We start from the raw sequence: 25,038 nt of genomic DNA, 5'->3' as shown, positions 1-25,038 counted from the left end.
GCGAAAATGCGGGCAGAGTGGGTGGATTGTCAATCGCCTCGCCGGGGCACAGATGCGCGGGCATAGCTGGGGGCAGGGTGACTTTCGTTCGATGACTCGTCTGTCCGTCCTGGGGTACGCAAGCGGCAGCCCGCTGTCGCACAGCGTGATGCGCCGGATCGCCGCCGACCATGATTTGATCGCGATCGTTACGCCCGCGCGCGGCCTGCGCGCATGGCTGAAACGCGTTTTGCGATTCAGAGTTTGGGGCGATGTCGCCGGGCCGATGGCCGCGGAGGGCATGGCCGCATGCTTGTCGCCCGACCTGATCGTCGTCGCATCCTATCCGAAGATTCTGCCCCTCGCCGCGCTGCAACGCGCCCGGGTCGGCGCGCTCAACGTCCACATGTCGGTGCTGCCGCGTCATCGCGGGATCGACCCGGTCTTTTCGACCTATTGGCATGATGATGCCGACGCCGGGGTGACGGTGCACTGGATGGACGCGGGCGTGGACAGCGGCGACATCGCCGCGCAGGTGGTGATCCCGTTGGTGCGTGGTCGCGCTTCGCGCGACCTTTATTTCGAACTGGCCGAACGTGCAGCGGCGCTCGTCGCCGATCTGTTGTCGCGGGTCGCCGAGGGTGACGTGCCGCGTCGCGCGCAGGGCGGCAGTGATGCGACAACGATCACCGCCGCCGACATCGTGCTCGCGCGCGTGCCATTTGCGACTTGGCCTGCTGAGCGCGTCTGGCATGTCTTAAGCGGGTTGGGCGACCAGCATGACGCGCTGATTGCCGACAGCGATGGTGCGCCCGCGCTTCGCGGTCGGGCGATCGGCTGGAAGCACTCGGACGTCTGTCAGCCCGGACGGATCGACCACGTGACGGTGGGTTACGATCTCCACTGTAGCGACGGGATCGTGACCATTGAGCGCGAAAGCTGAAGCGATGTGCGGGATCAGTCTGATCGTCCAGCCGAGCGCATCGACCGGCCTGGTCCAACGGCTGGGCGCGATGCACAATGCGATTCCACATCGCGGGCCGGACGGCGAAGGCGTTATGACGCAGAACGCGCGAACTGTGATGCACGCCGACCGGATCGACGATTTGCCGAGCGGTCCGGCCCAGCTCGGACTGGCCTTTCGACGGCTGGCGATACGCGATCTGGGCGAGGCGGCTTCGCAACCGATGGGGGCGGGAGATGTCTGGCTCGCCTTCAATGGCGAGATTTACAATTTCGAGATGTTGCGAACCCAGCTGACCGGCCTCGGGCACGAGTTTCGTGGTTCGGGCGACAGCGAAGTGGTCCTCGCGGCGTATCGCGAATGGGGCAGCGCATGTTTCACGCGGTTCGAGGGGATGTGGGCGATCGTCGTGGTCGATGTGCCTGCCAACCGGCTGATCCTCTCGCGCGACCGGTTCGGGATCAAACCGTTATTCTGGACGATCGACCGGCACGGCGCGCTGATCGTCGGTTCCGAGGTCAAACAGATCCTCGTGGCGCGGGAGGAAGCGCCGCGCGCCAACCGGCCCTTGGTCGAAATGTTCCTGCGCGGGCAGCGTTATCCGTTTGTCGAAGAAACATTTTTCGACGGAATTTACGCGCTGCCGCCAGCAAGCTGGTGTGCGATGCCGATTGATGCACCGGCTGCGCCCGAGCCGATCCCTTATTGGCGGCTGTCGGACTTTTGCGCGACCCAAACGGTCGACCATTCCGACGCCGTCGCTGAGGCGGAAACCTTGCTCGCGCGCGCAGTGGAGACGCATCGGCAAGCCGATGTGAGGGTTGGCGCGTTGCTGTCGGGCGGGATCGATTCGTCGACCATTGTCGGACTGGCAGCCGGCGCGGGGCATAAATTGCCGACGTATTCGCTGGGCTATCGCGAGGCCGCACCCGAGGCCTGCGAACTGCAATTCGTCGATGCGATGGTCGCGCACCACGGGCTGGAGAATCACGAAATCGGGTTCGACGCGGCATGGATCGCCGATAACGTCGATACGGTGCTGGGCGCGCTCGAAGAACCCCCGCTGGCGATGCCGGCCTTTGCGCAATATCGCGTGTTCCAATTGTGCCGCCGCCACGGTGCCACGGTGGTGCTCGATGGGCAGGGTGCGGACGAAATCTTCGGCGGCTATCACTATCATCAGCGGATCGTGGTCCGCGACCTGCTCAAGCGAGGGCGGTTCGGCGCCGCGCTGCGCGAACTGCGCGCGATCGGCAGGGCGGACCATCGGTCGGCCATCGGACTGTTCACCGACTGGTTCGTCAAACCGTATCTGCGGCGTCCCAGGCCCTTGTCATGGATCGTCGCCGCGCCGCCAGCCCCGGCACGATTTGCGGAGGTCGAGCGCGGGCGCGATCCGTCGGCGCTCAACCAGCAGCTTTATTTCGATGTGCGCTGGGCCAATGCCAAGATTATCCTGGGCTATGCCGACCGCAACGCGATGGCGCATTCGGTCGAGGCGCGGGTGCCCTATTTCGATCGCGCGCTGGTCGAGTTTGCATTTGGATTGCCTGCAGATCACAAGGTTTCGCGTGGAAATCGCAAGCGCGTATTGCGGGACGTCGCGCGCCGTCATGTGCCACCTATGATTACCGAGCGGCCCGACCGGATGGGGTTCGGCACCCCGGACGCGGCGATGCTCGCTGGTCCGCTTCGTCCGTTGGTGCGCGACGCCATGGCCGATCCACAGTTTCGGGCGGCGGGCTGGATCGACGCGGAACAGGCGGATCGTTTCGTCCTCGACTTCGAACAAGGCCGTCACCATGATTACCGCGCGGTGTGGCGGTTGTTCATGCTTAGCCGCTGGGCGCAGCATTTCGGGGTGGAGGGATAAAGATGGAGGTCGTGCCGAAGCGCGCGCGCAAGATTCTGTTGTGCGCCACCGGGGCGTATCACGCTTACACGTTGCCGCGCATCATCCTGCAATTGCTTCATCACTTTGCCGACGATGTGCAGGTGGTGCTGAGCCGCGCAGCGGCGAGGATCGTCTCGACCTATGCCGTCGAAGTCGCGAGCCGCCACAAAGTGTTCATCGAGATGGACGACACCGTCGAACATGTCTTCGTGCCGCATATCGAACTGACCCGCGACGTCGATCTGGTGCTGGTCTATCCGGCGAGCGTCAGCATTTTGGGAAAGGTTGCCAACGGCATCGCTGATGAACTGGTCTCCGCGCTGATCATCGCCGCCGAAGTGCCGGTGATTTTCATGCCGATCGCCAATCCGGCGATGAACGACCACCCCGCCGTCGTCCGCAATGTCGCGACGTTGCGGGACGATGGGTACACCGTTCTGCCGCCGCTGCCGGCAATGGAGGTTGCGACACGGGAGGGGATGGCCGAATTCACCGGCCCATTCCCGATTCCGACGCTGTTGATGCAGATGCGCGCGGCATTGGGCGCGACGGCCGGCGCGGGACACGCCCGGCGGGGATGACCAAGATGAATTGACGCGCGGCGGCTGCGCGGGCAATTTCCGGAAATGGTTGGGGGGCAGTAATGACGATCTATCGCCGCAATCCGCGCATCGACGAAAGTCCGTTGCAGGATGAAATCATGCTCTATGACAATGAAAAATCACAATTTTATGTGATGAATTCGACGATGGCGCACGTCTGGCAACATTGTGACGGAGAACGCGGTGTCGAGGAGATCGCGGCGACTCTGCCAGGGCATTTTTCGGGCGCCGAGACACATCCGGTGCGCGAAGAGATGGACGCCGCCATTCGCGAACTTCTGTCGCTTGACCTGATCGAGGCCGTTCGTTAGCCAATCGTCACGGTTTTTGATGAGCCATAGGGGGGCTGCATGAACACGACTCAGTTCGATCGCATCGAGACAACCGACAGCGACGATGCGGTGCTGCCGCACTACGAAACGCCGCGCATCCAGGCGATGAGCGAGAAGGACATTCTCAATTCCTTCCAGATCACCCAGTCGATGGGCGGCTGGTGGAATCTCGCTTCCTGCTGACGACGGACGTCCCGCACCGCGCCTGATCGGGCGCGGCCTGCGGAGTGCCGCTATGCCCTCGCTCAACTTGACCGCGCAGCTGCATGCGCTGCGTTCGAAGCCCATCGGATATCGCTGGTCATCGTCGGTCGTGATGGCCGATCGCCGGATTACCGTGTCGAGTGACGATCAGGCACTGTTCGCCGATTTTTTCACGATGTTCGGTGCTGCACCGCCGGTGGCGGGGTCTAGTAACGAGCGCGCAGACATGCAGCTCGATGTCGTTTCTGCCGGTGGCGGCGACTATGGCTGGTTCCGGCTTTCGGGCGACGACACGCTGCCGCTCGACGGGGGGGAGTTTCGCTTCGCCACCAGCCTTGCGCAGGGGACATTCGAGACCATCGACGGCGCCGAGCCCGGTTGGACCTGCGTTGCGGTGCGCGGTGGGGCGACTCCCGCCTTTGCCTTTCGAGACCGTGACTGTCTGTTCGCGCTGACCGGTAATTGGCGCGCCGGGCTGATGTGGTTCCTGTTCTGGCGGCTTTTGCGGTTGCGCGATGACGCGATCTTTTTTCATGCGTCCGCGATGGGGATTGGCGGCAAGGGCACGATTTTCGTCGGGCCGTCGGGCGGGGGCAAATCGACCACGGCACTGTCGCTCGCCGCTCGTGGCCATATGTTGTTGAGCGACGAGGTGGCGGGCTACCTGCCGGCTACCGGCAAGATCGTGCCGTTTCGCCGTCCCGTCGGGATCAAGCCGGGACCGCGCTGCGACGCCGTCAATCGCGCGCTGCAGCCCGAACACGACGCACGCATCCGGGACGAGGGATTCGTCCGCTTCGACGTAAACACGCTGTTCCCGGTCAGCGATCCGTACCCCGTGCCGCTGGACAACATCGTCTTTCTGCGCGGTTTTGCCGACCGGCCCATGCTCAAGCGCATCACGCCCGGACGCGGCGAGATCGCCGAGTTGCAGCCGTTGATGGGATCGTTCCTGAACGCCGCGCACGGGCGGCGGGTGTTCGACCTGACGCGCCTGCTGGGTCGCGCGAAGGTTTATGAATTGAAGCTGGGCGGTCCCGACGAGACCGCCGACTATCTGGAGCACGTGATCGCATGACGATGATGAGTGTTAGCGAGCGGTGCACCGCGGTGGCCACGTTCCGCCATGTCAGCGTGTGGCTGATGGAAACTGCCGCGCGCTGGACCCCCATCACCGCCGAGATGGAAGCCAAGGTGATGTTCGGCCACCACATCTGGGACTTTGCGCAGATGGCCGATATCCTCGGCAAGCGGACGTTCGAGCTGCGCCGTCATGAACATTATACCGTGCCGCCATCGACCGCCTATCAGGCGTTTCTCGCCGAAGTGGCGGGCACGGCAACGGTCGCCGACCGCATTTCGGCATTGTACGATGGCGTCCTGCCGGGGCTGATCGCGCGGTATCGCGTCTATGTTGCTGCCACCGATGCTATCCTCGACGAACCGACCATCGTCCTCGCCGAGCGGATTGTCCTGACACTCGAGCGACAGCGCGCCGAAGCCGCAGCGCTCATGGCCGAACTCGGCCTGGCATCGGACATCGGCGCGACGTTCGCGGCGCGTGAAGCGACGGTCGGGCCGATCGTCGCGCAGGACATGGCGGCATGACCGAGATCGGCTATTTCCAGGTCGATGGCATGACCCTGCGCGAGGAACCCGCGCGGGAAAACTGCTTTGAGATTGTCTACCGCGACGCCGATATGCACGAATATCTGGGTACCGAAGGCGTCGCCCGACGCGAAACGCTGCACCGGCACATGACCAACGAGATGACCAGCATCGACATCGCGGCGGCGTGCGTCGCTGAGTTTCCCGATGCGCCGTGGGACTTGCGCATGGAGCTGGCGCGACAATGCTGGGACGAGGCGCGGCACGTCCGCGCGCTGCACCGGCGGCTCGTTGAGGTCGGCGGTTACAAGGGTGAATTTCCCATCTCGACGCTCGAATGGAGCGTGACCTGCGCGCTCGACACGCTGATCGGCCGGCTGACGACGCAGAACAGGACGCTGGAGGCAGGGGCAATGGACGTCGTCGGCGGGCTCGCACGCAACGTCCGTGCCAGCGGCGACGAGGACACCGCCTGCTTGCTCGAAGCGATCCTCGCCGACGAAGTTCAACACGTCCGCTTCGCCAATCGCTGGATCAAGAAGCTGGTGGCGGACGATCGTCGCCTGCTGATGAAGGTGGCGCACGCCGTCCGCTTCCTGATGGCCGCCAATGCCAAGTTCCAGATCCGCGACGGCGGTGAGGTCAATGCGGTCGGCACCGTTTTGCAATCGCCCGAAGAGCGCATTCCCGCGGTCAACGTCGCCGACCGCAAACTGGCAGAATTCAGCGACGACGAAATTCACGAAATCCTGTCGCAGGCGGGTTTCCGCACGCTCGTTCAGGAGCCGCTGGCGGCATGAGCCCTGAGTTGTTCGCTGCGAACCCCGCCCGCGACGCGCGGTTCGACGTGCGCGATTTGCATGTTGAGCTTGCCAATTTGCCGCCCGACCATCCCGAACATGAAGTCGAGTTCCTCCATCGGCAGATGAACGAGGAGATCGACAGCCTGGAAATCGCCGCGCGTAACCTGACCGATTTTCCCGAAGCCGATTGGGCGTTGCGGATGGAGATCGCCAAGCAGTGCGCCGACGAGTCGCGGCATGCGATGGCCTTTCGCCGCCTGATGGAAAAACGGGGTTGCCCGGTCGGGCGCTATCCGGTGATCAATTTTCAGTTCCGCATCATCACCATGATCAAATCGTTGATCGGGCGGCTGGCGGTCGCAAATCGCAGTTTCGAAGCATCCGGCATCGACGCGATTCAGGACGGCATCGCCTCGTTCAGCAAGAAGGACGATCACGAATTCGTTGGACTGTTCGACGCGCAACTCGCCGACGAGGTGCATCATGTCCGTTTCGCCAATGTCTGGATCGAACGGCTGATCGAGCGTGAGGGCGGCCGGGCAATCATGGACCTGTCCCGCGCTATCGCCCATGCCGACCGGGCGTTCAAAGTCATCTCCGGCGGCAACGTCACAGTCTATCCGGTATCTGCGGAATTGCGCCGCGAGGCCGGGTTCAACGACGACGAAATCGAAACCGCACGCGCGATGGTCGCGCGGCAGTGATCGCCGCCGCCGATACGCTGTTGTCCGCTGCGCAACTGCGCGTGGTGGCCGAGCAGTGGCGGCGTGAGCAAAGAGTGATCGAGACGCAGTTTTCGGGAACCAGCATGCTACCCGCCATCGCCCCGGGTGCACGGGTCACGATCGCGTGCGGGACGCAGCCGTGTGTGGGCGAAGTTGCCCTGTTCGTCTTGGAGAATCAGGTCGCGGTGCACCGTATCGCGGCGCGGACGGCGGATACGCTGCTGCCGTGGGGGGATGCCAATGCGCTGCCCGACGACCCGATTGCGTCCGGCCAAGTCATCGGCACGCTGACCGATGTGGCGGCGCGGCGAGCGGATGTATTGCGCGCTTTGTTATTAAAATTCTGGCTCGATCCGCACCGGATCGAGGCAGCAACGCTGCGTCAACGCGTTCGGCGGCTGCACCACCGCCGCGATATCGTCGCCGCCGGTCCCGTCGCGATTCTGGCGCATCTCCGTCGCCGGGCGCGTGCGTGATGGCGAGCGTGGCACCACGGGGCTTGCGCGCCAGCATCGCCGAACGCGTGGCCGCCGCCGGCTGGATCAAATCGCCTGCGTTTGATTTCTTCCTGTTGATCGCCGCACCGTTGGTCACCGTGCCGATCATGGCCGGAGTCTATTTCAAGATCCCGCTGCTCGCGATTGTCGCCGCATTGACGCTGGCGTTCAGCCATTATTGGTCGACGCTGGCATTCTATTTCTGGGAAGACAGCCGGGCATATCACCGCCAGCGTTGGGTGGCATTTTATGCCGGGCCTGTGGTGTTGGCCGCTGTCTATCTCGCGCTGGTCGCCATTGGGGTGCCTTATTTCGTGCAGTTCATGCTGTTCTTCTGGAACACTTGGCATGTTGCGCGCCAGAATTGCGGCATATTGTCACTGTATCGCACACGTGCGGGCGTGCGCGACCCTTCGCAAAAGTCCGCCGCGAACGACGCGATCATCGCCATCAGCCTGTTTCTGTGCCTGTGGAATATCGGCACGCATCATCAGGTGTCGGCGCTGTTCGGCCTGATCTCGCCCGGCTTCGTACACGCGGTGACATGGGCGGCGGGGATTGCCGCAGGGCTGACCGTGCTGCGCCTGATCGTCGCCCTCGTGCGGCGGCGCGAGGCGGTGGGCCTGCCGGAAGCGCTGTTCCTGATCACCGGCCTAGTGTTCTTCTACCCCTATTTCCTGATGCGCGATTCCAATTACGCCACGCTCATCATGCTGTTGCCGCATTATGTGCAGTATCTCGCGCTGGTATGGCTGCTTCATCGCCGGAAATTTGCGGGTGCCGCGGGCGGCGCGCCTCAGTTGCTGGCGGGAATGAGTGCAAAGCTGGTCATCCTCGTGCCGATCCTGATTGTGGTCGGCTACAGCTTTTCGTTCCTCCGCGATGTCGCCAGCGCGACCGACACGATGACGTGGTGGAACGCACTCTACCTCCTTATCGCGTTCGAGCATTTCTATCTCGACGGGCTGATCTGGTCGTTCCGGCGTGAACATGCGCGCAGCACGATCCTGCCGCACCTCGTGGGCCGCTGATATGGAGCGGCTGCATTGGCTCTTGTCCCGCGCTGAAGTGCATTTGCTCAGCGCCAGCGCGTTGCGCGATTACGCCAAATTGGGGCTGGTGCTTGCGGTGACGATTCTGCTCGAAGTCGCGCGCCGCCGGAACTGGCGGGTGCGTTATGGCGGCAAAAGCTTCCGCCTCGATTTGCTCTACTTCGTGTTTTATTACGGCGGCTTCTATCATATCCTGTTCTTCACCTGGATCTATGTCGCGCTGACGGGGCTGGTGGCCCGCTACACCCCCGGGCTGCAACTGAACCTGCTCTATGCGATGCCCGGTTGGCTGCAGATGGTGGCGATGATCGCGACGTCGGATTTCGTCGGTTATTGGAGCCACCGCTGGCGTCATTCGCACTGGATGCTGTGGGAATTCCACTCGATCCATCATTCGCAGCAATCGCTGACCGCAGTGACCAATTACCGGTTCCACATGGTCGATGAGACGCTGCTGAGGCTGTGGCTGTTCATCCCGTTCCAGATTTTGGGGACGACGGTGACGACGTGGATCACCCTCGATTTCATCATGGCGTGGCTGTTGCTGATTCAGCATTCCGAATGGGACTGGCATTACGGGCGGCTGGGCCGGGTATTCGTCAGTCCGGTCTTCCACCGCAAGCACCACGCCCGCGCCGCCGAGCTGCACGACACCAATTACGGAATGCTGTTTTCGTTCTGGGACGATTTGTTCGGGACCGCCGAGCGCAAGCTGCCCGCACCGACGGTCTATGGCGTCGATGGTCCCGAAATTCCGGAAAGTTTCATCGGGCAGTTGCTGCACCCGTTCCGCTCGATCTGGACGCGGTGGCGCGGACGTGGCGCGCCGTTGCCCGATCCGGCGCCGTCCACCAGCGCCTGATGCCGGCAGCCCGCGATGCGCGGTTCGAAGGGCTGCGTGGACTGGCAGCGCTGCTCGTGGGCACCCAGATTTGCCTCGAGTTCCTGATTTATGGACAATGGGATCAGGCACCGGAAACGCTGCCGCGCATACTGGTTTACGATTGCGACTTGCGGGTCATGGGATCGGCACTTTTCTGGCTGCTCGCCGGATATTGGCTGGCGTCCCGCGGCGATGGCTGGCGCGGCTTTGTCCACCGCGTGTTCGGACGACTCTTTCCCGCATTCCTTGTCGTCGCCGTTTTGGGATGGGCGTTGTCCGCCGCTTTGGGCCAGCCGCCGGCATTGGCGGCGCTACTGCGGACGCTCGCGCTGCTGCACGTGCCGGTCGTGCAGCCGACCTTCGCGTCGATCCATGGCATCGTCACCATAGTGTTGTTGTTCTATGCGCTGTGCCTGATCCCGCCCTTCGCGCTGTCCCGGCGGCGCTTGGGGGTGGCGATCGTCATGTTGTTCGTGGCGATGGCCGTGATGATCGTCGTCGGACGGTGGTGGCATGTGCATTTCCCGGTGCGCATCGTGTTGGGGCTGGCGCTGGCGCATTTCGGTGCGTGGGCGCGGCTGGCGGGGTCGCCCGGCAAGACCGGTACGCTGTTGTTTGTCGTCGCGACCTTGCTCGTCTGCCGTCTGGCGTGGAGCGTCGCGTGGGGCGCGGGTGAGTTGTGGATCGGCCAAGCGCTCGGGTTTTGCGGCGCAATCCTGCTGTTCCTGGCGGTGGTTCACGCGCGCCGGGCGTGGTTTGCGGCGCTCGCACCCATTGGCCTGCTGGCCTACGAATTGTGGCTGGTCTTCCCGCCGCTGCTCGCCGCATCACGCTTTGCGATCGATTATGCGCGGATCGACGCGCGTTTGCTGGCGATTGCCGGGTCGATATTGCTGGCAGTGCCGCTGGCCTGGGCGCTGAACCGCTTCGTGACGCGACCTGCACTGACGCTGGCGTGAACCTGCCTGACGAACTCTGGCCGTTGGTCTGGCAGCGTGCGTCGGGGACGCCGTGGCCGCCTCTGAGTGACGATGAGGCCAAGCTGTTCTTTGTCACCGCCAACGATCACGGCCTGCTGCCGCTGCTGATGGTGGCGGGCGGTCTTCCGGACAGCCTCGAAGCTGCCAAATCGCGACATCGTGCCTGGGCGGCAATCTATCGCAAGCGCCACGACCTCAGTCGCGCCGCACTGCCCCGGCTGGCGGAGATCGTCGGGGCGGATGCGTTCACCTGTTACAAGGGCAGCGATTTCCAGCACCGCCTCTATCCCGATCCGGCGCTGCGCCCGATGAGCGATCTCGACGTGCTGGTGCCGCGGGAGCGGTTTGCGGAATTGCTCGACCGGCTCGCCGCTCACGGTCACGACCGCAAGTGCGGGGCGCATGGCGCACCGTTTTCGCCCGACCATTTCGAGGCTTCGATCATGTTCGGGGAGGTGCACGTCGAACTGCATCAAAGCTTCGCCCAGCCGGTCCGCAATACCATCGATTATGCTGGCCTGATGCAGCGGCGCGAAACGTTCGTTGGGGACGGCCTTAATTTGTGGCGGTTTTCACGCGCTGACGCGATCCTCGCTCAGGCATTCGAGCTGGCCAAGGACGAATTCGCCTCGAAATTGATCCGCCATGTCGATTTCCACCTGTTGATCGAAGGCCATAACGACCTCCTGCCGTTATGCGTGGCCCGCGCGAAGCAGTGGCAAATCCAGCGCGCGTTGTTCGGGGCGCTTGAGCTGCATCGGCGGCTATTTCCATCCGTTGCGGGGGATGCCGTAGTCGCCGCGATCGACACGTTGCTGACGCCGCGCGGTCGCGACAGATTGCGCGCGCATGTGCTCCACGGGCTGGATGGTCACAGAAATCGAGCGATGCAGGTGCAGACTAAATTGAATCTCATCGACAGCCCGTGGCGGCGGCTGGCGTTGCCCGTCGTTGCGGCCTGGCAGGAAGCCAAGGGCCGCATGTACGAACGGCGCGCACGGCGGGCGGGCATGGTCGTTCCGCCGCGTATTCGTGGAGCGTCCGGCGGATGATGCGGCATCCCGCCATCCTTATGCTTGGGGTGTGGGCCACGGCGTGGCTGTTGTTGCTCGGCGTCCTGCCGATGCGCCTGACGCGACCACTATCGCTTTATGGCTTGGCGGTGCTCGGACTGTTTCTGGCCAGCTTCTGCCTCGGCACATGGCTCTCGCGGGGCGTTCGGATCGCTGCCCGGCCGTTACCCCAGACTGACGCGCTGTTCGTGGATCGGCTGCTTGCCGCTGTCGCACTGATCGCCATTGGCGCATTCGCGGTCGATATCATGATCGGCGGGCCGCTTAATCTGCCCGCGCGCTCTGTGTGGCGTGCGCAGGTGTCGCAGGATTTGTTCTTCGGTCGGTCGTCGAGCAGCAGTTTGGCGTACAAGCTGGCGTTCCTGACCTATCCGGCGAGCTTCGTGTATCTCGCACGGCAGATCGTCCTCAGCCGGTCCATCGGCATGTTCCGGCTCGCATTGTTCGCAATACTGCCCACGGTGGCCGCATCAATCGCAACGGGCGGCGGGGGGCCGCTGGTCTATACGATGGTGATCGGGTTGGTCAGCCTGCTCGTCCGGCGAGCCGGACCGTTGTCGAATCGGGGCTGGATCGCCGCCGGCGGAAGTGTCGGTGCCGTGGCTGCGCTGATCTATTTCGCGCGCATCTTCGCGGTTCGCGCCGCCCGGTCGGGCGGGGTGCCAAGCTTGCTCGCCCACGCGCCGCAAGACTGGGGGGTGCGCATGGCGGCGCAACCGATATGGACTGCCTTGCTCGGCCCGTTCGGCACGTTCCTGCTCTTCATGGCCGGATGGTATTTCGTCCAAGGCCTGGTTGTCTCCAATACCATCTTCACCGCCTATGCCGGGCCGATGCAGTGGGGTGTCAATGGCGCGGATCTGATCGTCGCTATCGTCCGCCGCGTGGATCCCGCACTGATGGTCCGCGACTTCAGGGCGCTGAAGGACATTGGCGTTTATGGGCTGCTGCCCTCGGCTTTCGGATCGCTTTATATCGATTTTCGCTGGGCCGGACCGGTGATTTGCATGGGCTGGGGTTATGTCGCCGGACTGGCGTGGCGCAACGCGGCGACCAATTCGGGCTGGGCATTGGCCGAGCCGTTCGTCATCACCGGCATCATGTTCAGCACGTCGAACACACCGATTGCGCTGGCCAACGGGCTGGTGACGCACGGCTGGCTGGTGATCGCCTGTATGTTGGGTCAGCGTCGCGGCATGGCGGACAAATAGCCGTCATATTCGGCGCGGTGGGTGCGGCGGGCGTGTTCGTGCTGGGCGTGACGAGAGCGCATGATCGCCATGATCGATGGGCGCAGCAGCGGGCGGATGACCTGCATGAAGCCATAGCCGTTGATCGCGGTGCGCTCGAACGGACTGGCGAACGCATCGGTCATCGCCGCATCGAATGCGTCGGCGGCGGCGAGACGCGCGGATTTTGACGCGACAGTCGGGAAGTCGATCCCGATCGATCCGCCGATATCCAGGCGCCGGATGGTGCGCGCGACGAGCGTTGCGCCCGCGACGGCCAGGTCTTCGGGCGGGAGCGTGCCGTCGATATCGATCAACGTCATCGCTTCGGTCGCGTCGAGCCATAGCCGCACGCCGTCGCCATCGACGCGGCCCAATTCGGCCTCCTCGAGCAATTCGGTCCAGCCCGCGGCTTCTAAAGCGTCGGGCTGGTACGGTGACAGGATCGGCGCGGCGAGGATTGCGGGGAGCGAGGGTACTGCGGCGGCGGCGGCGTCCGTCACGCGAACCTTGGCGAGCTTGTGCGAGCGCGGGGTCCAGACGGCTTCGCGCACCACTTCGACGGTAAGCCTGGTGCCCGGCCCGGCGCCGGCCGGCGGGCGCGGCAAATAAAGCTGGTTGTCATGTTCGTCGATCAGGATCGCGGCGGCGGGGCGTTCGCCGGCGTTGACGCGTTGCGGGCTGTGCCAACGCGCGGCGAGGACGGCCCCCAATCGCGGATGATCGTCGCCCTTGAGCGCGATGTGCGCGGCGAGAATCCGGTCGCCATCGATCAGGATTGCGCGGTCGACTTCGGGGGTTTCCTCGACCAGCCAGGCGGCCATGTCAGAGGCTCAGCCCGCTGGCGAGAAGCAGGTTGCGCGTTTCGTACAGCGGCAGCCCGACCACACCCGAATGCGATCCGCGAAACTCGCGGCAAAACGCTTCGGCATAGCTTTGCAGCGCATAGCCGCCCGCTTTGCCGCGCCATTCGTCCGACGCGACATAGGCGTCGATCTCGCGCGCAGTCAGTGGCTTGAGCGTGACCAAAGATTCGGACAGCCGCTCGCGCAACTTGCCGCCTGCGTCGATGACCGCGACTGCGGTCAGCACGCGGTGGCGGCGACCGGACAATAAGTGCAAGCACGCGCGCGCAGTCGCCTCGTCCTCCGCCTTGGGCAGGATGCGGCGCCCGGCATGGACCACGGTGTCGGCGGCGAGGACGATCTTGCCGGGGTGGCGGGCAGCGACCGCCACGGCCTTGTCGCGGGCCAGACGCCGGGCGTGGTCGCGCGGGGCTTCGTCCTTAAGCACGCTTTCATCGACATCCGCCGGATCGACCGCGTCGGGCGTCACGCCGATGCGCGCGAGCAGAGCGAGCCGGCGCGGGCTGGCGGAAGCGAGAATGAGCATCCGCCGCGTGTGCGGAAAACCGCAGCTTAGAACAACCCCGTCACCTCGCGCTGCGCGACGGTGGGTTGCAGCGGAGTCAGCAATTCGCGGGCATGCGCCGATTGCGCGACCTGTTCACCCGAGGCGATGGCACCCGCGCTGCACGGCTTGCCTTCGACGAAATCGAGCGCGGCACGCAGCGAGGCTTCGGTCACGTCGCCCAATGGCTTGGTGGCGTCGTCGCCCGCGCGGCAAGTGACGGGGACGGTCGTCGCAAGGCCGTCGAAATAATTGGCGTTGCCGCTGCCATTCTGGGTCGCGAAGGCGATCACGCGCAACCGGTCGTCGCACGACGATTTGTCGATGGCGATCTGGCCGACCGGCTTGCCATAAGTATTGGCCCCGACCAGCGCCATGTTGGTGCCGAGATACGGGACCATGCCGTTGATCACGAGTTCGCTGGCGGAGGCGGTCGCGCCGGTGCCGATGAAGGCAATCCGCGTCGGTGCGATCGATTGGGCCGATGGCTGGAAAGTGCGCGTGACGTTGTTCGACGTCTTTTCGGGACGGAAGGTCTGCTTGTCGAAAATGTCGCTGGTGAAGCGATTGGCGCCGAGCAGGTCGCCGATCAGCTCCGCCGTCGCGACCAGCCCGCCGCCATTATAGCGCAGATCAATGACCACCTCGGTGACGCCCTGGCTTTTGAAATTGGCAAAGGCATCGCGCAAACCGGCATCGGCGGTCGTGATGAAGGTGCGCAGGTTGATATAGCCGACCTTGTGCCCGCCATCGTCGATCACCTTGACGCCATAGCGCGGGGACAAGGGCTCGAGGCTGTAATCGGCCTTGGTCACGCTGACCGTGCGCGTGCCGCTGGGGCCGATGACGCGCAGCACGCGGGTGACGCCCGCGGTGGTCGGGCCGAAGGCGTTGGTCACGCCGGCCACGCCTTCGCTGGCGATGATGCTGCTGACCGTGCGCAGGTCGGCGGTGGTCGTGCCGATGGCGTCGATGCGGTCGCCGCGGTCGATCCCCGCGGCATAGGCTGGCGCGGTTTCGAATCCTTCGGTGATCGTGGCGGTGCCCGCGGTCGCATCGGTCGCGACGCGGAAACCAAAGCCCGCGCTGGAGCCGCTGGTGTAATAAGCGGTCTCGTCGGCGATCGAGGTCAGATAGGTGAAATAGCGGTCACGCCGCTGCGACCGCGCCGTGGCGGTGAGGGCGTCGATGTAGTCGGGGACGGTCGTGTAGCCCGCAGTGCTGAGCGATGACGGCAGCGTTTCGGGGAACAGATACCATTCCTTGAGCACGCCGAATGCCCAGTTTTCTCGCTCGACCAGCGAGCAGCCGGCGCTCGTTTGGCCGCCAGTGGTGGTGCCGCCGGTCGATCCGGTCGAACCGGTGCTGCCCCCGCCGCCGCCGCCGCACGCGGCGAGCGAGGCAAGGGTGACGGTCGATATCAATTTGCGCCAGACTTGGGTCATTCGAACAAAACTCCCGACCCGGCAATGACTTAACAGAAGTCATCCAATTTAAAACGATCTCGTCATCCCCGCTTTCGCGAGGATGACGAAAGCTTAGCCGCGCAAGCTGGCTCCGAGCTTAACGGCCGCCGCGACGATACGTTCGGCAATCGCCTTCAACTCGGTTTCGGTGAAGCTTTGTGGGCCCGGTTGCAACGTGACTTCGACCGCGAGGCTGATTTGGCCATCGGGCACGCCGGCGCCCGCGAAGCGGTCGAACACGCGCGCGGACGTGATCGCCGCCTTGTCCGCACCCTTGATGGCGCGGACGAGGGCGGCGGCGGTCACGCTTTCGGGAACGAGGAAGGCGAAATCGCGGCGGACGGCCTGCAACGCGCTCGGTGCATAAGCCGCGCGTCCGCCGCCGCGCGAGGGCGGGATGGCGTCGAGATAAACTTCGACCGCAGCAACCGGGCCGTCGAGATCGAACGCCCTGGCGGCGGCCGGGTGGAGCATGCCGAAGCTCGCCAGAACTGTCTTTGGCCCGAGGCGTAAGGTGGCCGACTGGCCGGGATGGAAGTGGTCGCCCGCTTCGCCGAAGATTTGCAGATTGTCGACCGGTGCTCCGGCGGCGGCGAGCAAGGCCAGGGCCTCGGCCTTGACGTCGTACGCGTCGAACGCTTGCGCCTTGCCACTGGCCCAACCGCGCGATGTCTTGTCGCCCGCGAGGACGATACCGACGGTCGCGCGCTCGGCATCGGCGAGATAGCGGCGGCCGACTTCGAACAGGCGCACGCTGGTTTCGTCGCGTGCCAGATTGCGACGCGCGGCAGCGAGCAGGCCCGGGAGCAACGACGGGCGCATGGCCTTCAGCTCTTCCGAAATCGGATTGGCGAGCGTCCACGCCGCACCGCCGAATGCGGCAGCTTCGGTTTCGCCGACGAAGCTCCACGTCACCGCTTCGTTGAGGCCGCGCGCGGCGGCCGCGCGGCGGACGCGCGATTCCCGCTTTTGCGACGCCGTGGCGGTGGGTTTGGTGACGCCGTCTGGGCGCGGCAGTGCTACCGAGGCGACGCGATCTAGACCGGCGATGCGCACGACTTCCTCGACCAGATCGGCGGGGCCGTCGATATCGCGGCGCCAGGTCGGGACGAGCGCGTTGCCACCCGCGACTTCGAAGCCGAGGCGGGTGAGGATCGCGGCCTGCTCATCGGCGGGCAGTTCGACGCCGCCAAGCCGCGCGGTAAGCGCAGGATCGAACGACACCGATTTGCGCGCGATGGGCGGCTGGCCGACGCGCGTCACCGCGCTGGCGGTGCCGCCGCAATGTTCGAGCACGAAGCGCGTCGCGATCGACAGGCCTTCATCGAGGAACGCCGGATCGACGCCGCGTTCGAAACGCGCGCGCGCGTCGCTGGTCAGTGCCAGTTTCTGCCCCGTCAGGGCGATCTTCTCAGGCGTGAAATAGGCGCATTCGATGATCACTTCGGTGGTCGCGTCGGACACGCCGGAGTGCATGCCGCCCATGATCCCGCCAATGTCGTGGACGCCGCTATCGTCGGCGATCACGGTCATGCTCGCGTCGAGCGTGTAGCTCTTGCCGTTGAGCGTTTCGACGGTTTCGCCGTCACGCGCCTTGCGGGCATTGAGCGGGCCGGTGAGTTTGGCGCGGTCATAGACGTGGAGTGGGCGACCGAGATCGAGCGTCAGGAAGTTGGTCATGTCGACCAGGGCCGAGATCGATTTCTGGCCGACCGCCGCGAGCTTTTGGGTCATCCAAATTGGCGCGCTGCCGTTGGTCACGCCGCTGATCGCCTGCGCGTAGAAGGCGGGACAGCCTGCGGGATCGTCGATGCGAATTTCGGGCGCGGGATCGCTGCCATCAACCGGGGCCAGGTCGTCGGCATGATAGACCTGCGCCAGCGGCTTGAGCGTGCCGAGGCCCGCCGCGGCGAGATCACGAGCGATGCCGCGCACGCCCATGCAATCCTGCCGGTTGGGGGTGATCGCGACGTCGAACACCGGGTCGCTGCCGGCATAGTCGGCATAGGCCGTGCCGACCGGCGCGTCGGCGGGCAGTTCGATGATACCGTCATGCTCATCGCCCAGGCCGAGTTCGCGCGACGAGCACATCATGCCGAAGCTTTCGACGCCGCGGACCGCCGCGACCTTCAGCATCATGCCGTTGGCCGGGACGGTCGCACCCGGGCTGCCGAGCACACCGACCAACCCCGCACGGGCATTGGGCGCGCCGCAGACGATCTGCAGCGGGCCGTTACCGGCATCGACCGTCAGCACCTGCAGCTTGTCGGCCTGTGGGTGGCGTTCGGCGGTGAGCACGCGCGCGACGGTGAAACCGGTGAAGCGATCCGCCGGATCGTCGACGCCTTCGACCTCGAGGCCGATCTTGTTGAGCGTATCCGCGACGTCCTGGGCGGTCGCTTCGGTGACGAGGTGCTCCTTGAGCCAGCCGAGCGTGAACTTCATGCCGAAATCCCCCGGCTAAGCGTGGGCACATCGAGGGCGGCGAAGCCGTAATGGCGCAGCCAGCGCAGATCGCCGTCGAAGAAAGCGCGCAGATCGTCCATGCCGTATTTGAGCATCGCCAGCCGATCGACGCCGACGCCGAACGCGAAACCCGAGTAGCGCGTCGCGTCGATGTTGCAGTTGGCGAGGACGCGCGGGTGAACCATGCCGGAACCCAACAGCTCCATCCAGTTCTCGTCCCCGCCGAGAATGCGGCGGCTGCCTTGCCACGAATAGCCGACATCGACTTCGACCGAAGGTTCGGTGAACGGGAAATAGCTCGGCCGCAGGCGCAGGACGATATCGTCGCGCTCGAAGAACGCGCGCAGCATCGTCTCCAGCGTCCATTTGAGGTGGCCGAGATGGATGCCCTCGTCGATCACCAGCCCTTCGATCTGGTGGAACATGGGCGTGTGCGTGGCGTCCGAGTCCGAACGATAGACGCGGCCCGGCGCGATGATCCGCAGCGGCGGGGCTTGCGAGGTCATCGTGCGGATTTGAACCGGGCTGGTGTGCGTGCGGAGCAGTTTCCCGTCAGGGAAGTAGAACGTGTCGTGCATCGCCCGCGCGGGGTGCGTCTCGGGAATGTTGAGCGCGGTGAAATTGTGCCAATCGTCCTCAATCTCCGGTCCTTCGGCGACGGCGAAACCCATATCGGCGAAGATTTCGGCAAGTTCGTCCATCACCTGACTGACCGGGTGGATCGTGCCGCGCGGGCTGTCGGGCGCGGGGAGCGAGAGGTCGAGCCGTTCGGAGGCGAGCTTGGCTTCGAGCGCGGCGCCTTCGAGGCTCGCCTTGCGCGCGGCAATCGCTGCCGTTGCGGCTTCGCGCAGCCCGTTCAGTCGCGGCCCTTCGACCTGACGCTGTTCGGGGGTCATCCCGCCAAGCGTCTTGAGCAGCCCGGTAATGCTGCCCTGCTTGCCGAGCAGTGCGACACGGAGCGATTCGACCGCGTCGAGCGTATTTGCGGAACCGATTTCGGCTGTCAGATCGTCGATGGTCATTACCAAACCTTTGCCGTCACCCCGGCGAAAGCCGGGGTCCATTTCGCCGCAAGAGATGCCGTTGCGATGGCTGGCCGACCGTCGCGACGTGGACCCCGGCTTTCGCCGGGGTGACGGACGGGAATTATGGAAGGGAATGGAAACCCAAGATCGTCACAGCCAGATCGTCCCAGCAGGGGTTCTCCGCTTCGATCAACTGCAACTTCCACAGGCGTTTCCATTCCTTGATCTGCTTTTCGCGCAGAATGGCCCATTCCATCTCGTCGTGTCGTTCGAACCAAACCAGCCGTTTGACGCCGTACCGTTTGGTAAAGCCGCCCGTCACGCTTTCGCGGTGCTGATACACCCGGCCCGGCAAGTCCGACGTCAAGCCGGTGTAAAGCGTACCGCGTTTCGCACTGGCCATGATGTAAACGCATGGTTCCCGCTCCCGCATGCCGACCGATCAAGCAAAAGGGCGCAGACGGCAACCCGTCCACGCCCCGATGCGCTTCAGTTACGAAGGACGCTTATGCCGCTTGCGGCAACGCTGCCTTCGCCTGCGCGATGATGGTGCTAAACGATTCACCCTCGTGCATCGCGATGTCGGCCAGGACTTTCCGGTCGAGATCGACGCCGGCGAGCTTCAGGCCGTGCATGAACTGGCCATAGGTCAGCCCTTCCAGGCGAACCGCGGCGTTGATGCGCTGAATCCACAGGGCGCGGAACGAACGCTTGCGGACCTTGCGGTCGCGATAGGCGTATTGTCCGGCCTTCTCCACCGCCTGGCGGGCGATGCGGATGGTGTTCTTGCGGCGGCCATAATAGCCCTTGGCCTGTTCCAGGATCCGCTTGTGCTTTGCGTGCGTCGTAACGCCGCGTTTTACGCGTGCCATCTACCGGGCCTCCTTACTTGAGACCGTAGGGCGCCCACAGGCGCACCGTCGGTGTGTCGGCCGCCGACAGCACGGAGGTGCGGCGGTTCTGACGGATGTACTTGGAATTGTGGCTCATGAGCCGGTGACGCTTGCCAGCGACGCCATGCTTCAACTTGCCGGTCGCGGTGACGGTGAAGCGCTTCTTCACCCCGCTCTTGGTCTTCAGTTTGGGCATTTTCGTTCCTTTCGGTTCGACGTTCGAAATCGCCCTGGCAGCCCTTTCAGCCAGGCGATTCGTTGTAGATCGTCGCGTTGAAGCTGCGGCCAGTAGCGGTGAAGCGCGGAAATGGCAAGGAACGGGCGCGCGTCACGCTCGTTGGGGTACGGATGGCCGATAACGAGCAACCAATAGACATGCCCGAGGCCGAAACCGTTTCGGCTGCGGAACAGCCCGCGACGCCTGTCGAAGAAGTGCCGGCACGCAACCGCTGGCGCCGGATGCCGGTATGGCTGCGGATCATCCTCGGCTTCGTCGCCGCGATCTTCCTCGCCTGGCTGGTGCTGTTCGTCACCAAGGGCCGGTTCCTGAAACACCCGTTCGAAAAGATCGTCGGCAAGCAGATCGAACGCGAGGTCAAGGTCGCGGGCGATTTCCAGCTCTATTTCAACTGGTTCAACGTGAAGTTCGTGGCCGACGGGTTGAGCGTCGCCAACCCCGCCTGGCGCGGTGGACAGTTGTTCACGTCGAAGCATATCGACACGCGCTTGCGCACCTGGCCGTTGATCCTCGGGCGGCGCGAAATGATGTGGCTTAACCTCGATGGCGCCAAGGTCGATCTGGCATGGGATAAGCTGCATCAGCGCAACACCTGGACGTTCGGGGACCCCAATAAAAAGGGCAAGCCGTTCGAACTGCCGCATATCGAGCGGACTTCGGCGGTGGGCTCGCACGTCGATTATCTCGATCCCAAGATGCGGCTCGAAGCGCATATCGATATCGCGACGGTCGCGGGTCAGCAGACGCGCATTACCAATGACGTCCGCTTTACCGGCAACGGCCGGTTCAATGACAAGCCGTTCCAGTTGAAGGGCGGCCTGTTGTCACCCAACGAGATGGTCGGTGGCGGCGAGAACAAGCTGACGTTGACCGCGTGGGGATTGGGTCAGACGGTCACGGTCGACGGCACATTGACCGGTGCGACGGTGATCGATGGCGCCAAGCTGGCGACCACCGCGCGTGGCGACAACATCGCGCATCTGTTCGATTTCATCGGCGTGGCGGTGCCGGAGACGCGCGCGTATCGCATGGCGGCGACGCTGGTGAAGCAGGGCGGCAATTACGACCTGACCAATTTGCGCGGCATTTTCGGGACCAGCGACATCGCCGGCCGCGTGAGCGTCAAGACCGGCGAGCGCGTCTACCTCAGCGCTGATCTCAAGACGCGGTCGCTCGACATCCTCGATGCCGGGCCGTTCTTCGGGTGGAATGCGCAACAGGCAGCGAAGACCGGCGCGGTCGTCGGCACGGTTGCAGGCACACCACGCGTCTTGCCCGACGCACCGCTCAAGATCGAGGCGATCAAGCAGTTCGACGCCGATGTGAAATATCATGTGACTGCCGTGCGCGCGAAGAATTTGCCCGTCAGCAATATCGATCTGACGCTTGGTCTCGATCACTCGCTGCTCAAGCTCAGCCCACTGACCCTCGACCTCGCGGGCGGAAAATTATGGTCGGACATCTCGATCAACGCGCGCGTGCCCCAGGTCGTCACGGCATATGATATCAAGCTGTCGCCGACGCCGATGGGCAAATTGCTCGGGCGCTTCGGCGTCGAGGAATCGGGCACGACGGGCACACTCAGCGCACGGATCAAGATGAGCGGCACCGGCGATTCGGTGCGCAGCAGCCTGGCGACGTCCAACGGTCGTATCGCGGTCGTTATTCCCAAGGGGTCGTTCTGGACGCGGAATATCCAGTTGGCCGAGATCGACATCGGCACCTACGTCACCAAATTGCTGGGCAAAAAGCTCAAAAAGCCGGTCGATATCAACTGCGGGCTGGTGGCGTTCACCGTGCGCAACGGCATTGCGGCCGCGGACCCGATCCTGATCGATACGACCAAGAACGTGATTGTCGGGCGCGGTGGTTTCTCGTTCCGCACCGAGGCGCTGGATCTGGCCTTCCGTGCGGACGGCAAGACCATTTCGCTCTTCTCCGGTCAATCGCCGGTCGGCGTGAACGGCGTGTTCGCCAAGCCCGGCTTCCAGATCATCAGCCCGCAATTGCTGACGCGTGCCGGGGTCGGCCTGGGTCTGCTGGCGCTGGCCCCGCCGGCGGCCGTTCTGGCGTTCGTCGATGTCGGCGATGCCAAGTCGGCGGCGTGCGGCCCCGTCCTGTCGGCGGCCAGCGCTTCGGCGCAAAAAACGACCGGCGGCAAACCACGCGACGATGTCGGCAAAGGCACCACGGCCAAGTCGAAAAGCGGCAAAACGACCGGCGAAGAGCGCAAGGATCAGCGCAAGAAGTTCCTCGGCATTTTCTAGTCGAAACAAGTTGTTAACCAATGGGGAGGATTGATATCATTCCCGATGACTGCGCTGGTGAACCATGATGCGTAGCGCACCGCTGATCGTGTGCGCCGTTCTCGCCTTGGGCGGTTGTGCCCATCGCACGATGACGCGTGCGACCGTGGCGGTCGGCGAACCGATCGTGTCGGACGAGCCCTCGGACGATTGGCGGCACGTCGCGCGATCGTCCGACATTGCGCGCCTGACGACCTTGCCCGATCGATTTGCGGCTGCCGCGCCGCGATCCGGCGCGGGACAGGCCGCACTCAAGACCAATACGACGGCCCGCTGGCCATCGCCGACTCCAGGCGTGTACCGCTGCCGCGTTCACCGGCTCCCGGCTGTGGGGTCTGCACGGACCTTTCCACCGTTTTTTTGCTACGTTCAGTCCGACGGCGCCCTTCTGACCTTTGCCAAAGGCACGGGCAGCGATCGTCCGGCGGGCCGCCTGTGGGCCGATGGCAATGACCGGCGTGTCTTCCTGGGCGGTGCGGCGCGCGTGGCCGGCGCGGATGCGCCGGGTTACGGGGCCGACCCGGCGACCGATCGCATCGGCCTGGTCGATCGTATCGGCGATTTTCGTTGGCGATTGATCATCGACGCGCCGCGACCCGGCACCTTGTTCGACGTCGTGGAATTCTGGCCCGACAGCGGCAGTTTGGCGACCGACGCGCCGCGTTAAACGGCGAGCGCCTCGAGCACACCCTCGAGCCGCGCCGGATCGCCGAGCGCGATGACATCGCCCTTGCTGTCGCGGTTGAGCGGATCGCCCGCCCAGTCGCACATCGTGCCCCCCGCGCCTTCGACAATGGGGACGAGCGCCGCAAAATCGTGCAGCTTCAGCCCGCTTTCGACGACGAGGTCGAGATGGCCCGACGCCAGCAGCCCGTAATTATAGCAATCGCCGCCATAGACGATGCGCAGCCGGTCGACCTTGCTGGCGATGGCGAGGTACGCCGCGACCGAGCTTTCGTCGAAGAAGTAATGCGGGCTGCTGGTCGCGAGGATCGCGCCAGACAATTCGCGGCAGAGGCGGGATCGCGCCGCTTGCCCGTTGAGGGTCGTCTCGCGCCCGATGGCGCCGATCCAGCGGTCCCTGGCGATCGGCTGATCGATCACGCCGAGGACCGGCCAGTCGTCCTCCAACAACGCGATCAGCGTGCCGAAGATTGCGCGCCCGGCCGTGAAGCTGATCGTCCCGTCGATCGGATCGAGCACCCAGGTTCGCCCGGTTTGCGACGGCTTGTCGCCATATTCCTCGCCGATGATGCCGTCGCGCGGGTGCTCGGCCTCGATCAGGCGGCGCATCGCCGCTTCGGCGGCCCGGTCGGCTTCGGTGACGGGTGAGGTGTCGGACTTTTTCTCCACGGCCACGCCCGCGCGAAACAACGGGCGGATCGCGTCGCCCGCCAGATCGGCGAGGCGCTGGGCCAAAGCGACGTCGCTATCGCGCATCAATCGAACAGCGAGCTGACGGAGCTTTCATCCGCGATGCGCTTGATCGCTTCGGCGACCAGCGGCGCGATGGTCAACAGGCGGATTTTCTTCGCCTCGCCACTGCCGTCGGGCAGCGCGATCGAATCGGTGACGACCATCTCGGTCAGTTCGGACCGCTCGACCCGCGCAACCGCGCCGCCCGACAGGACGCCGTGGGTGACGTAGGCCACCGCATCGGTTGCTCCCGCCGCGCGCAAGGCGGCGGCGGCGTTGCACAATGTCCCCGCCGAATCGACGATGTCGTCGATCAGGACGCAAAAACGCCCTTCGACGTCGCCGATGATGTTCATCACTTCCGATTCGCCCGCGCGCTCACGCCGCTTGTCGACGATGGCGAGAGGGGCGTTGTTGAGCCGCTTCGCCAGCGCGCGCGCGCGGACCACGCCGCCGACATCGGGGCTGACCACGGTCAGGCGATCCGATGGAAAACGCGCCTGAATGTCCGCCGCCATGACCGGCGCGGCGAACAGATTGTCGGTCGGAATGTCGAAAAAGCCCTGAATTTGCCCGGCATGCAGGTCGACCGACAGCATCCGGTCGGCCCCCGCGACGGTGATCAGATTGGCGACGAGTTTCGCCGAGATTGGCGTACGCGGACCCGGCTTCCGGTCCTGGCGGGCATAGCCGAAATACGGGACGACGGCGGTGATCCGCTTGGCCGACGCCCGCTTCAGCGCATCGATCATGATCAGCAGCTCCATCAGATTGTCGTTGGCCGGGAAGCCGGTCGACTGGAGAACGAAGACATCCTCGCCGCGGACATTCTCCATCACTTCGACGAACACTTCCTCATCGGCGAAGCGGCGGACATTGGCGTCGACCAACGGCAGTTCGAGATAGTGGGCAATCGCCTGGGCCAGCGCCGGATTGGCGTTGCCGGTGAGTAGTTTCATGGTCGCAATCCCAAATGCCCCTGCCCCCGTTCCC

The 25,038-nt window shown here is 64.4% G+C and carries 27 protein-coding genes; 17 read left to right on the top strand and 10 right to left on the bottom strand.

Going from position 1 to position 25,038, the window contains the following annotated elements:
- Positions 1-91: 91 nt before the first annotated feature.
- The 15 genes from ACM9ME_RS04270 to ACM9ME_RS04200 all read left to right on the top strand — a co-directional run bounded on the left by ACM9ME_RS04270 (position 92) and on the right by ACM9ME_RS04200 (position 12,807).
- Complete coding sequence (locus ACM9ME_RS04270; protein ID WP_415642200.1) at positions 92-922, top strand: formyltransferase family protein; 831 nt, start codon at positions 92-94, stop codon at positions 920-922.
- A complete protein-coding gene (asnB, locus tag ACM9ME_RS04265) occupies positions 906-2,816 on the top strand; it encodes an asparagine synthase (glutamine-hydrolyzing) (protein ID WP_415642199.1) in 1,911 nt (636 codons plus the stop codon). Before ACM9ME_RS04270 ends, asnB begins: the two co-directional genes overlap by 17 nt.
- Positions 2,817-2,827: 11 nt before the next feature.
- Positions 2,828-3,418 carry a flavoprotein gene (locus ACM9ME_RS04260; RefSeq protein ID WP_415642198.1) on the top strand — a complete coding sequence of 197 codons (591 nt, stop codon included), beginning with the start codon at positions 2,828-2,830 and terminating at the stop codon, positions 3,416-3,418.
- 62 nt (positions 3,419-3,480) lie between these two features.
- Positions 3,481-3,750, top strand: coding sequence for a PqqD family protein (locus tag ACM9ME_RS04255; protein ID WP_415642197.1), 270 nt, complete (start codon positions 3,481-3,483; stop codon positions 3,748-3,750).
- A gap of 39 nt (positions 3,751-3,789) precedes the next feature.
- On the top strand, positions 3,790-3,954 hold the full coding sequence (locus ACM9ME_RS04250; protein ID WP_415642196.1) for a hypothetical protein: 165 nt from the start codon (positions 3,790-3,792) through the stop codon (positions 3,952-3,954).
- A gap of 52 nt (positions 3,955-4,006) precedes the next feature.
- Complete coding sequence (locus ACM9ME_RS04245) at positions 4,007-5,053, top strand: hypothetical protein (RefSeq protein WP_415642195.1); 1,047 nt, start codon at positions 4,007-4,009, stop codon at positions 5,051-5,053.
- Positions 5,050-5,583 (top strand): hypothetical protein, encoded by a 534-nt coding sequence (locus ACM9ME_RS04240; RefSeq protein ID WP_415642194.1) that lies wholly within the window; start codon positions 5,050-5,052, stop codon positions 5,581-5,583. The genes ACM9ME_RS04245 and ACM9ME_RS04240 overlap by 4 nt, the downstream gene beginning before the upstream one ends.
- Positions 5,580-6,383: a DUF455 family protein gene (locus ACM9ME_RS04235; RefSeq protein ID WP_415642193.1), complete on the top strand. Its 804-nt coding sequence runs from the start codon at positions 5,580-5,582 to the stop codon at positions 6,381-6,383. The genes ACM9ME_RS04240 and ACM9ME_RS04235 overlap by 4 nt, the downstream gene beginning before the upstream one ends.
- Positions 6,380-7,090: a DUF455 family protein gene (locus ACM9ME_RS04230; protein ID WP_415642192.1), complete on the top strand. Its 711-nt coding sequence runs from the start codon at positions 6,380-6,382 to the stop codon at positions 7,088-7,090. Before ACM9ME_RS04235 ends, ACM9ME_RS04230 begins: the two co-directional genes overlap by 4 nt.
- The gene (locus tag ACM9ME_RS04225; protein WP_415642191.1) at positions 7,087-7,587 is read left to right on the top strand and encodes a S24/S26 family peptidase; all 501 of its coding nucleotides are present in this window, start codon (positions 7,087-7,089) and stop codon (positions 7,585-7,587) included. The genes ACM9ME_RS04230 and ACM9ME_RS04225 overlap by 4 nt, the downstream gene beginning before the upstream one ends.
- A gap of 8 nt (positions 7,588-7,595) precedes the next feature.
- On the top strand, positions 7,596-8,639 hold the full coding sequence (locus ACM9ME_RS04220; protein WP_415642190.1) for a hypothetical protein: 1,044 nt from the start codon (positions 7,596-7,598) through the stop codon (positions 8,637-8,639).
- 22 nt (positions 8,640-8,661) lie between these two features.
- The gene (locus ACM9ME_RS04215) at positions 8,662-9,522 is read left to right on the top strand and encodes a sterol desaturase family protein (RefSeq protein WP_415642189.1); all 861 of its coding nucleotides are present in this window, start codon (positions 8,662-8,664) and stop codon (positions 9,520-9,522) included.
- Positions 9,522-10,502 carry an acyltransferase family protein gene (locus ACM9ME_RS04210; protein WP_415642188.1) on the top strand — a complete coding sequence of 327 codons (981 nt, stop codon included), beginning with the start codon at positions 9,522-9,524 and terminating at the stop codon, positions 10,500-10,502. Before ACM9ME_RS04215 ends, ACM9ME_RS04210 begins: the two co-directional genes overlap by 1 nt.
- Positions 10,499-11,575, top strand: a complete 1,077-nt coding sequence (locus tag ACM9ME_RS04205; RefSeq protein ID WP_415642187.1) for a nucleotidyltransferase family protein — start codon at positions 10,499-10,501, stop codon at positions 11,573-11,575. Before ACM9ME_RS04210 ends, ACM9ME_RS04205 begins: the two co-directional genes overlap by 4 nt.
- Positions 11,572-12,807 carry an O-antigen polymerase gene (locus ACM9ME_RS04200; protein ID WP_415642186.1) on the top strand — a complete coding sequence of 412 codons (1,236 nt, stop codon included), beginning with the start codon at positions 11,572-11,574 and terminating at the stop codon, positions 12,805-12,807. The genes ACM9ME_RS04205 and ACM9ME_RS04200 overlap by 4 nt, the downstream gene beginning before the upstream one ends.
- Here ACM9ME_RS04200 and ACM9ME_RS04195 read toward each other — a convergent pair.
- From ACM9ME_RS04195 to rpmI, 8 genes are all read right to left on the bottom strand, one after another.
- Entirely contained in the window at positions 12,780-13,649 is an 870-nt protein-coding gene (locus ACM9ME_RS04195; RefSeq protein ID WP_415642185.1) for a ribonuclease, read from the bottom strand. The genes ACM9ME_RS04200 and ACM9ME_RS04195 overlap by 28 nt on opposite strands.
- A 1-nt stretch (position 13,650) precedes the next feature.
- Complete coding sequence (locus tag ACM9ME_RS04190) at positions 13,651-14,217, bottom strand: Maf family protein (RefSeq protein ID WP_415642184.1); 567 nt, start codon at positions 14,215-14,217, stop codon at positions 13,651-13,653.
- 26 nt (positions 14,218-14,243) lie between these two features.
- Positions 14,244-15,680 (bottom strand): S41 family peptidase, encoded by a 1,437-nt coding sequence (locus ACM9ME_RS04185; RefSeq protein ID WP_415642183.1) that lies wholly within the window; start codon positions 15,678-15,680, stop codon positions 14,244-14,246.
- Positions 15,681-15,773: 93 nt separating this feature from the next.
- Positions 15,774-18,146, bottom strand: coding sequence for a phenylalanine--tRNA ligase subunit beta (gene pheT, locus ACM9ME_RS04180; protein WP_415642182.1), 2,373 nt, complete (start codon positions 18,144-18,146; stop codon positions 15,774-15,776).
- Positions 18,143-19,189: a phenylalanine--tRNA ligase subunit alpha gene (gene pheS / locus ACM9ME_RS04175; RefSeq protein ID WP_415642181.1), complete on the bottom strand. Its 1,047-nt coding sequence runs from the start codon at positions 19,187-19,189 to the stop codon at positions 18,143-18,145. The genes pheT and pheS overlap by 4 nt, the downstream gene beginning before the upstream one ends.
- A gap of 124 nt (positions 19,190-19,313) precedes the next feature.
- Positions 19,314-19,625: a GIY-YIG nuclease family protein gene (locus ACM9ME_RS04170; protein ID WP_415642180.1), complete on the bottom strand. Its 312-nt coding sequence runs from the start codon at positions 19,623-19,625 to the stop codon at positions 19,314-19,316.
- 73 nt (positions 19,626-19,698) lie between these two features.
- Entirely contained in the window at positions 19,699-20,064 is a 366-nt protein-coding gene (gene rplT / locus ACM9ME_RS04165) for a 50S ribosomal protein L20 (RefSeq protein ID WP_415642179.1), read from the bottom strand.
- 13 nt (positions 20,065-20,077) lie between these two features.
- Positions 20,078-20,281, bottom strand: a complete 204-nt coding sequence (rpmI, locus tag ACM9ME_RS04160; RefSeq protein ID WP_415642178.1) for a 50S ribosomal protein L35 — start codon at positions 20,279-20,281, stop codon at positions 20,078-20,080.
- 179 nt (positions 20,282-20,460) lie between these two features.
- Here rpmI and ACM9ME_RS04155 point away from each other — a divergent pair, with 179 nt between their 5' ends.
- A complete protein-coding gene (locus ACM9ME_RS04155; RefSeq protein WP_415642409.1) occupies positions 20,461-22,590 on the top strand; it encodes an AsmA family protein in 2,130 nt (709 codons plus the stop codon).
- Positions 22,591-22,657: 67 nt separating this feature from the next.
- Complete coding sequence (locus tag ACM9ME_RS04150) at positions 22,658-23,296, top strand: DUF4893 domain-containing protein (protein ID WP_415642177.1); 639 nt, start codon at positions 22,658-22,660, stop codon at positions 23,294-23,296.
- Here the strand turns inward: ACM9ME_RS04150 and ACM9ME_RS04145 are convergent.
- Positions 23,293-24,069, bottom strand: coding sequence for an inositol monophosphatase family protein (locus ACM9ME_RS04145; protein WP_415642176.1), 777 nt, complete (start codon positions 24,067-24,069; stop codon positions 23,293-23,295). The two genes, ACM9ME_RS04150 and ACM9ME_RS04145, sit on opposite strands and share 4 nt — an antisense overlap.
- Positions 24,069-25,004, bottom strand: a complete 936-nt coding sequence (locus ACM9ME_RS04140; RefSeq protein ID WP_415642175.1) for a ribose-phosphate pyrophosphokinase — start codon at positions 25,002-25,004, stop codon at positions 24,069-24,071. The genes ACM9ME_RS04145 and ACM9ME_RS04140 overlap by 1 nt, the downstream gene beginning before the upstream one ends.
- Between the last annotated feature and the right edge of the window lie 34 nt (positions 25,005-25,038).

The sequence above is a fragment of the Sphingomonas antarctica genome, from assembly GCF_965137005.1.
Taxonomy (GTDB): Bacteria; Pseudomonadota; Alphaproteobacteria; order Sphingomonadales; family Sphingomonadaceae; genus Sphingomonas_O; species Sphingomonas_O antarctica.
This window is presented reverse-complemented; position numbering and strand designations above follow the sequence as displayed.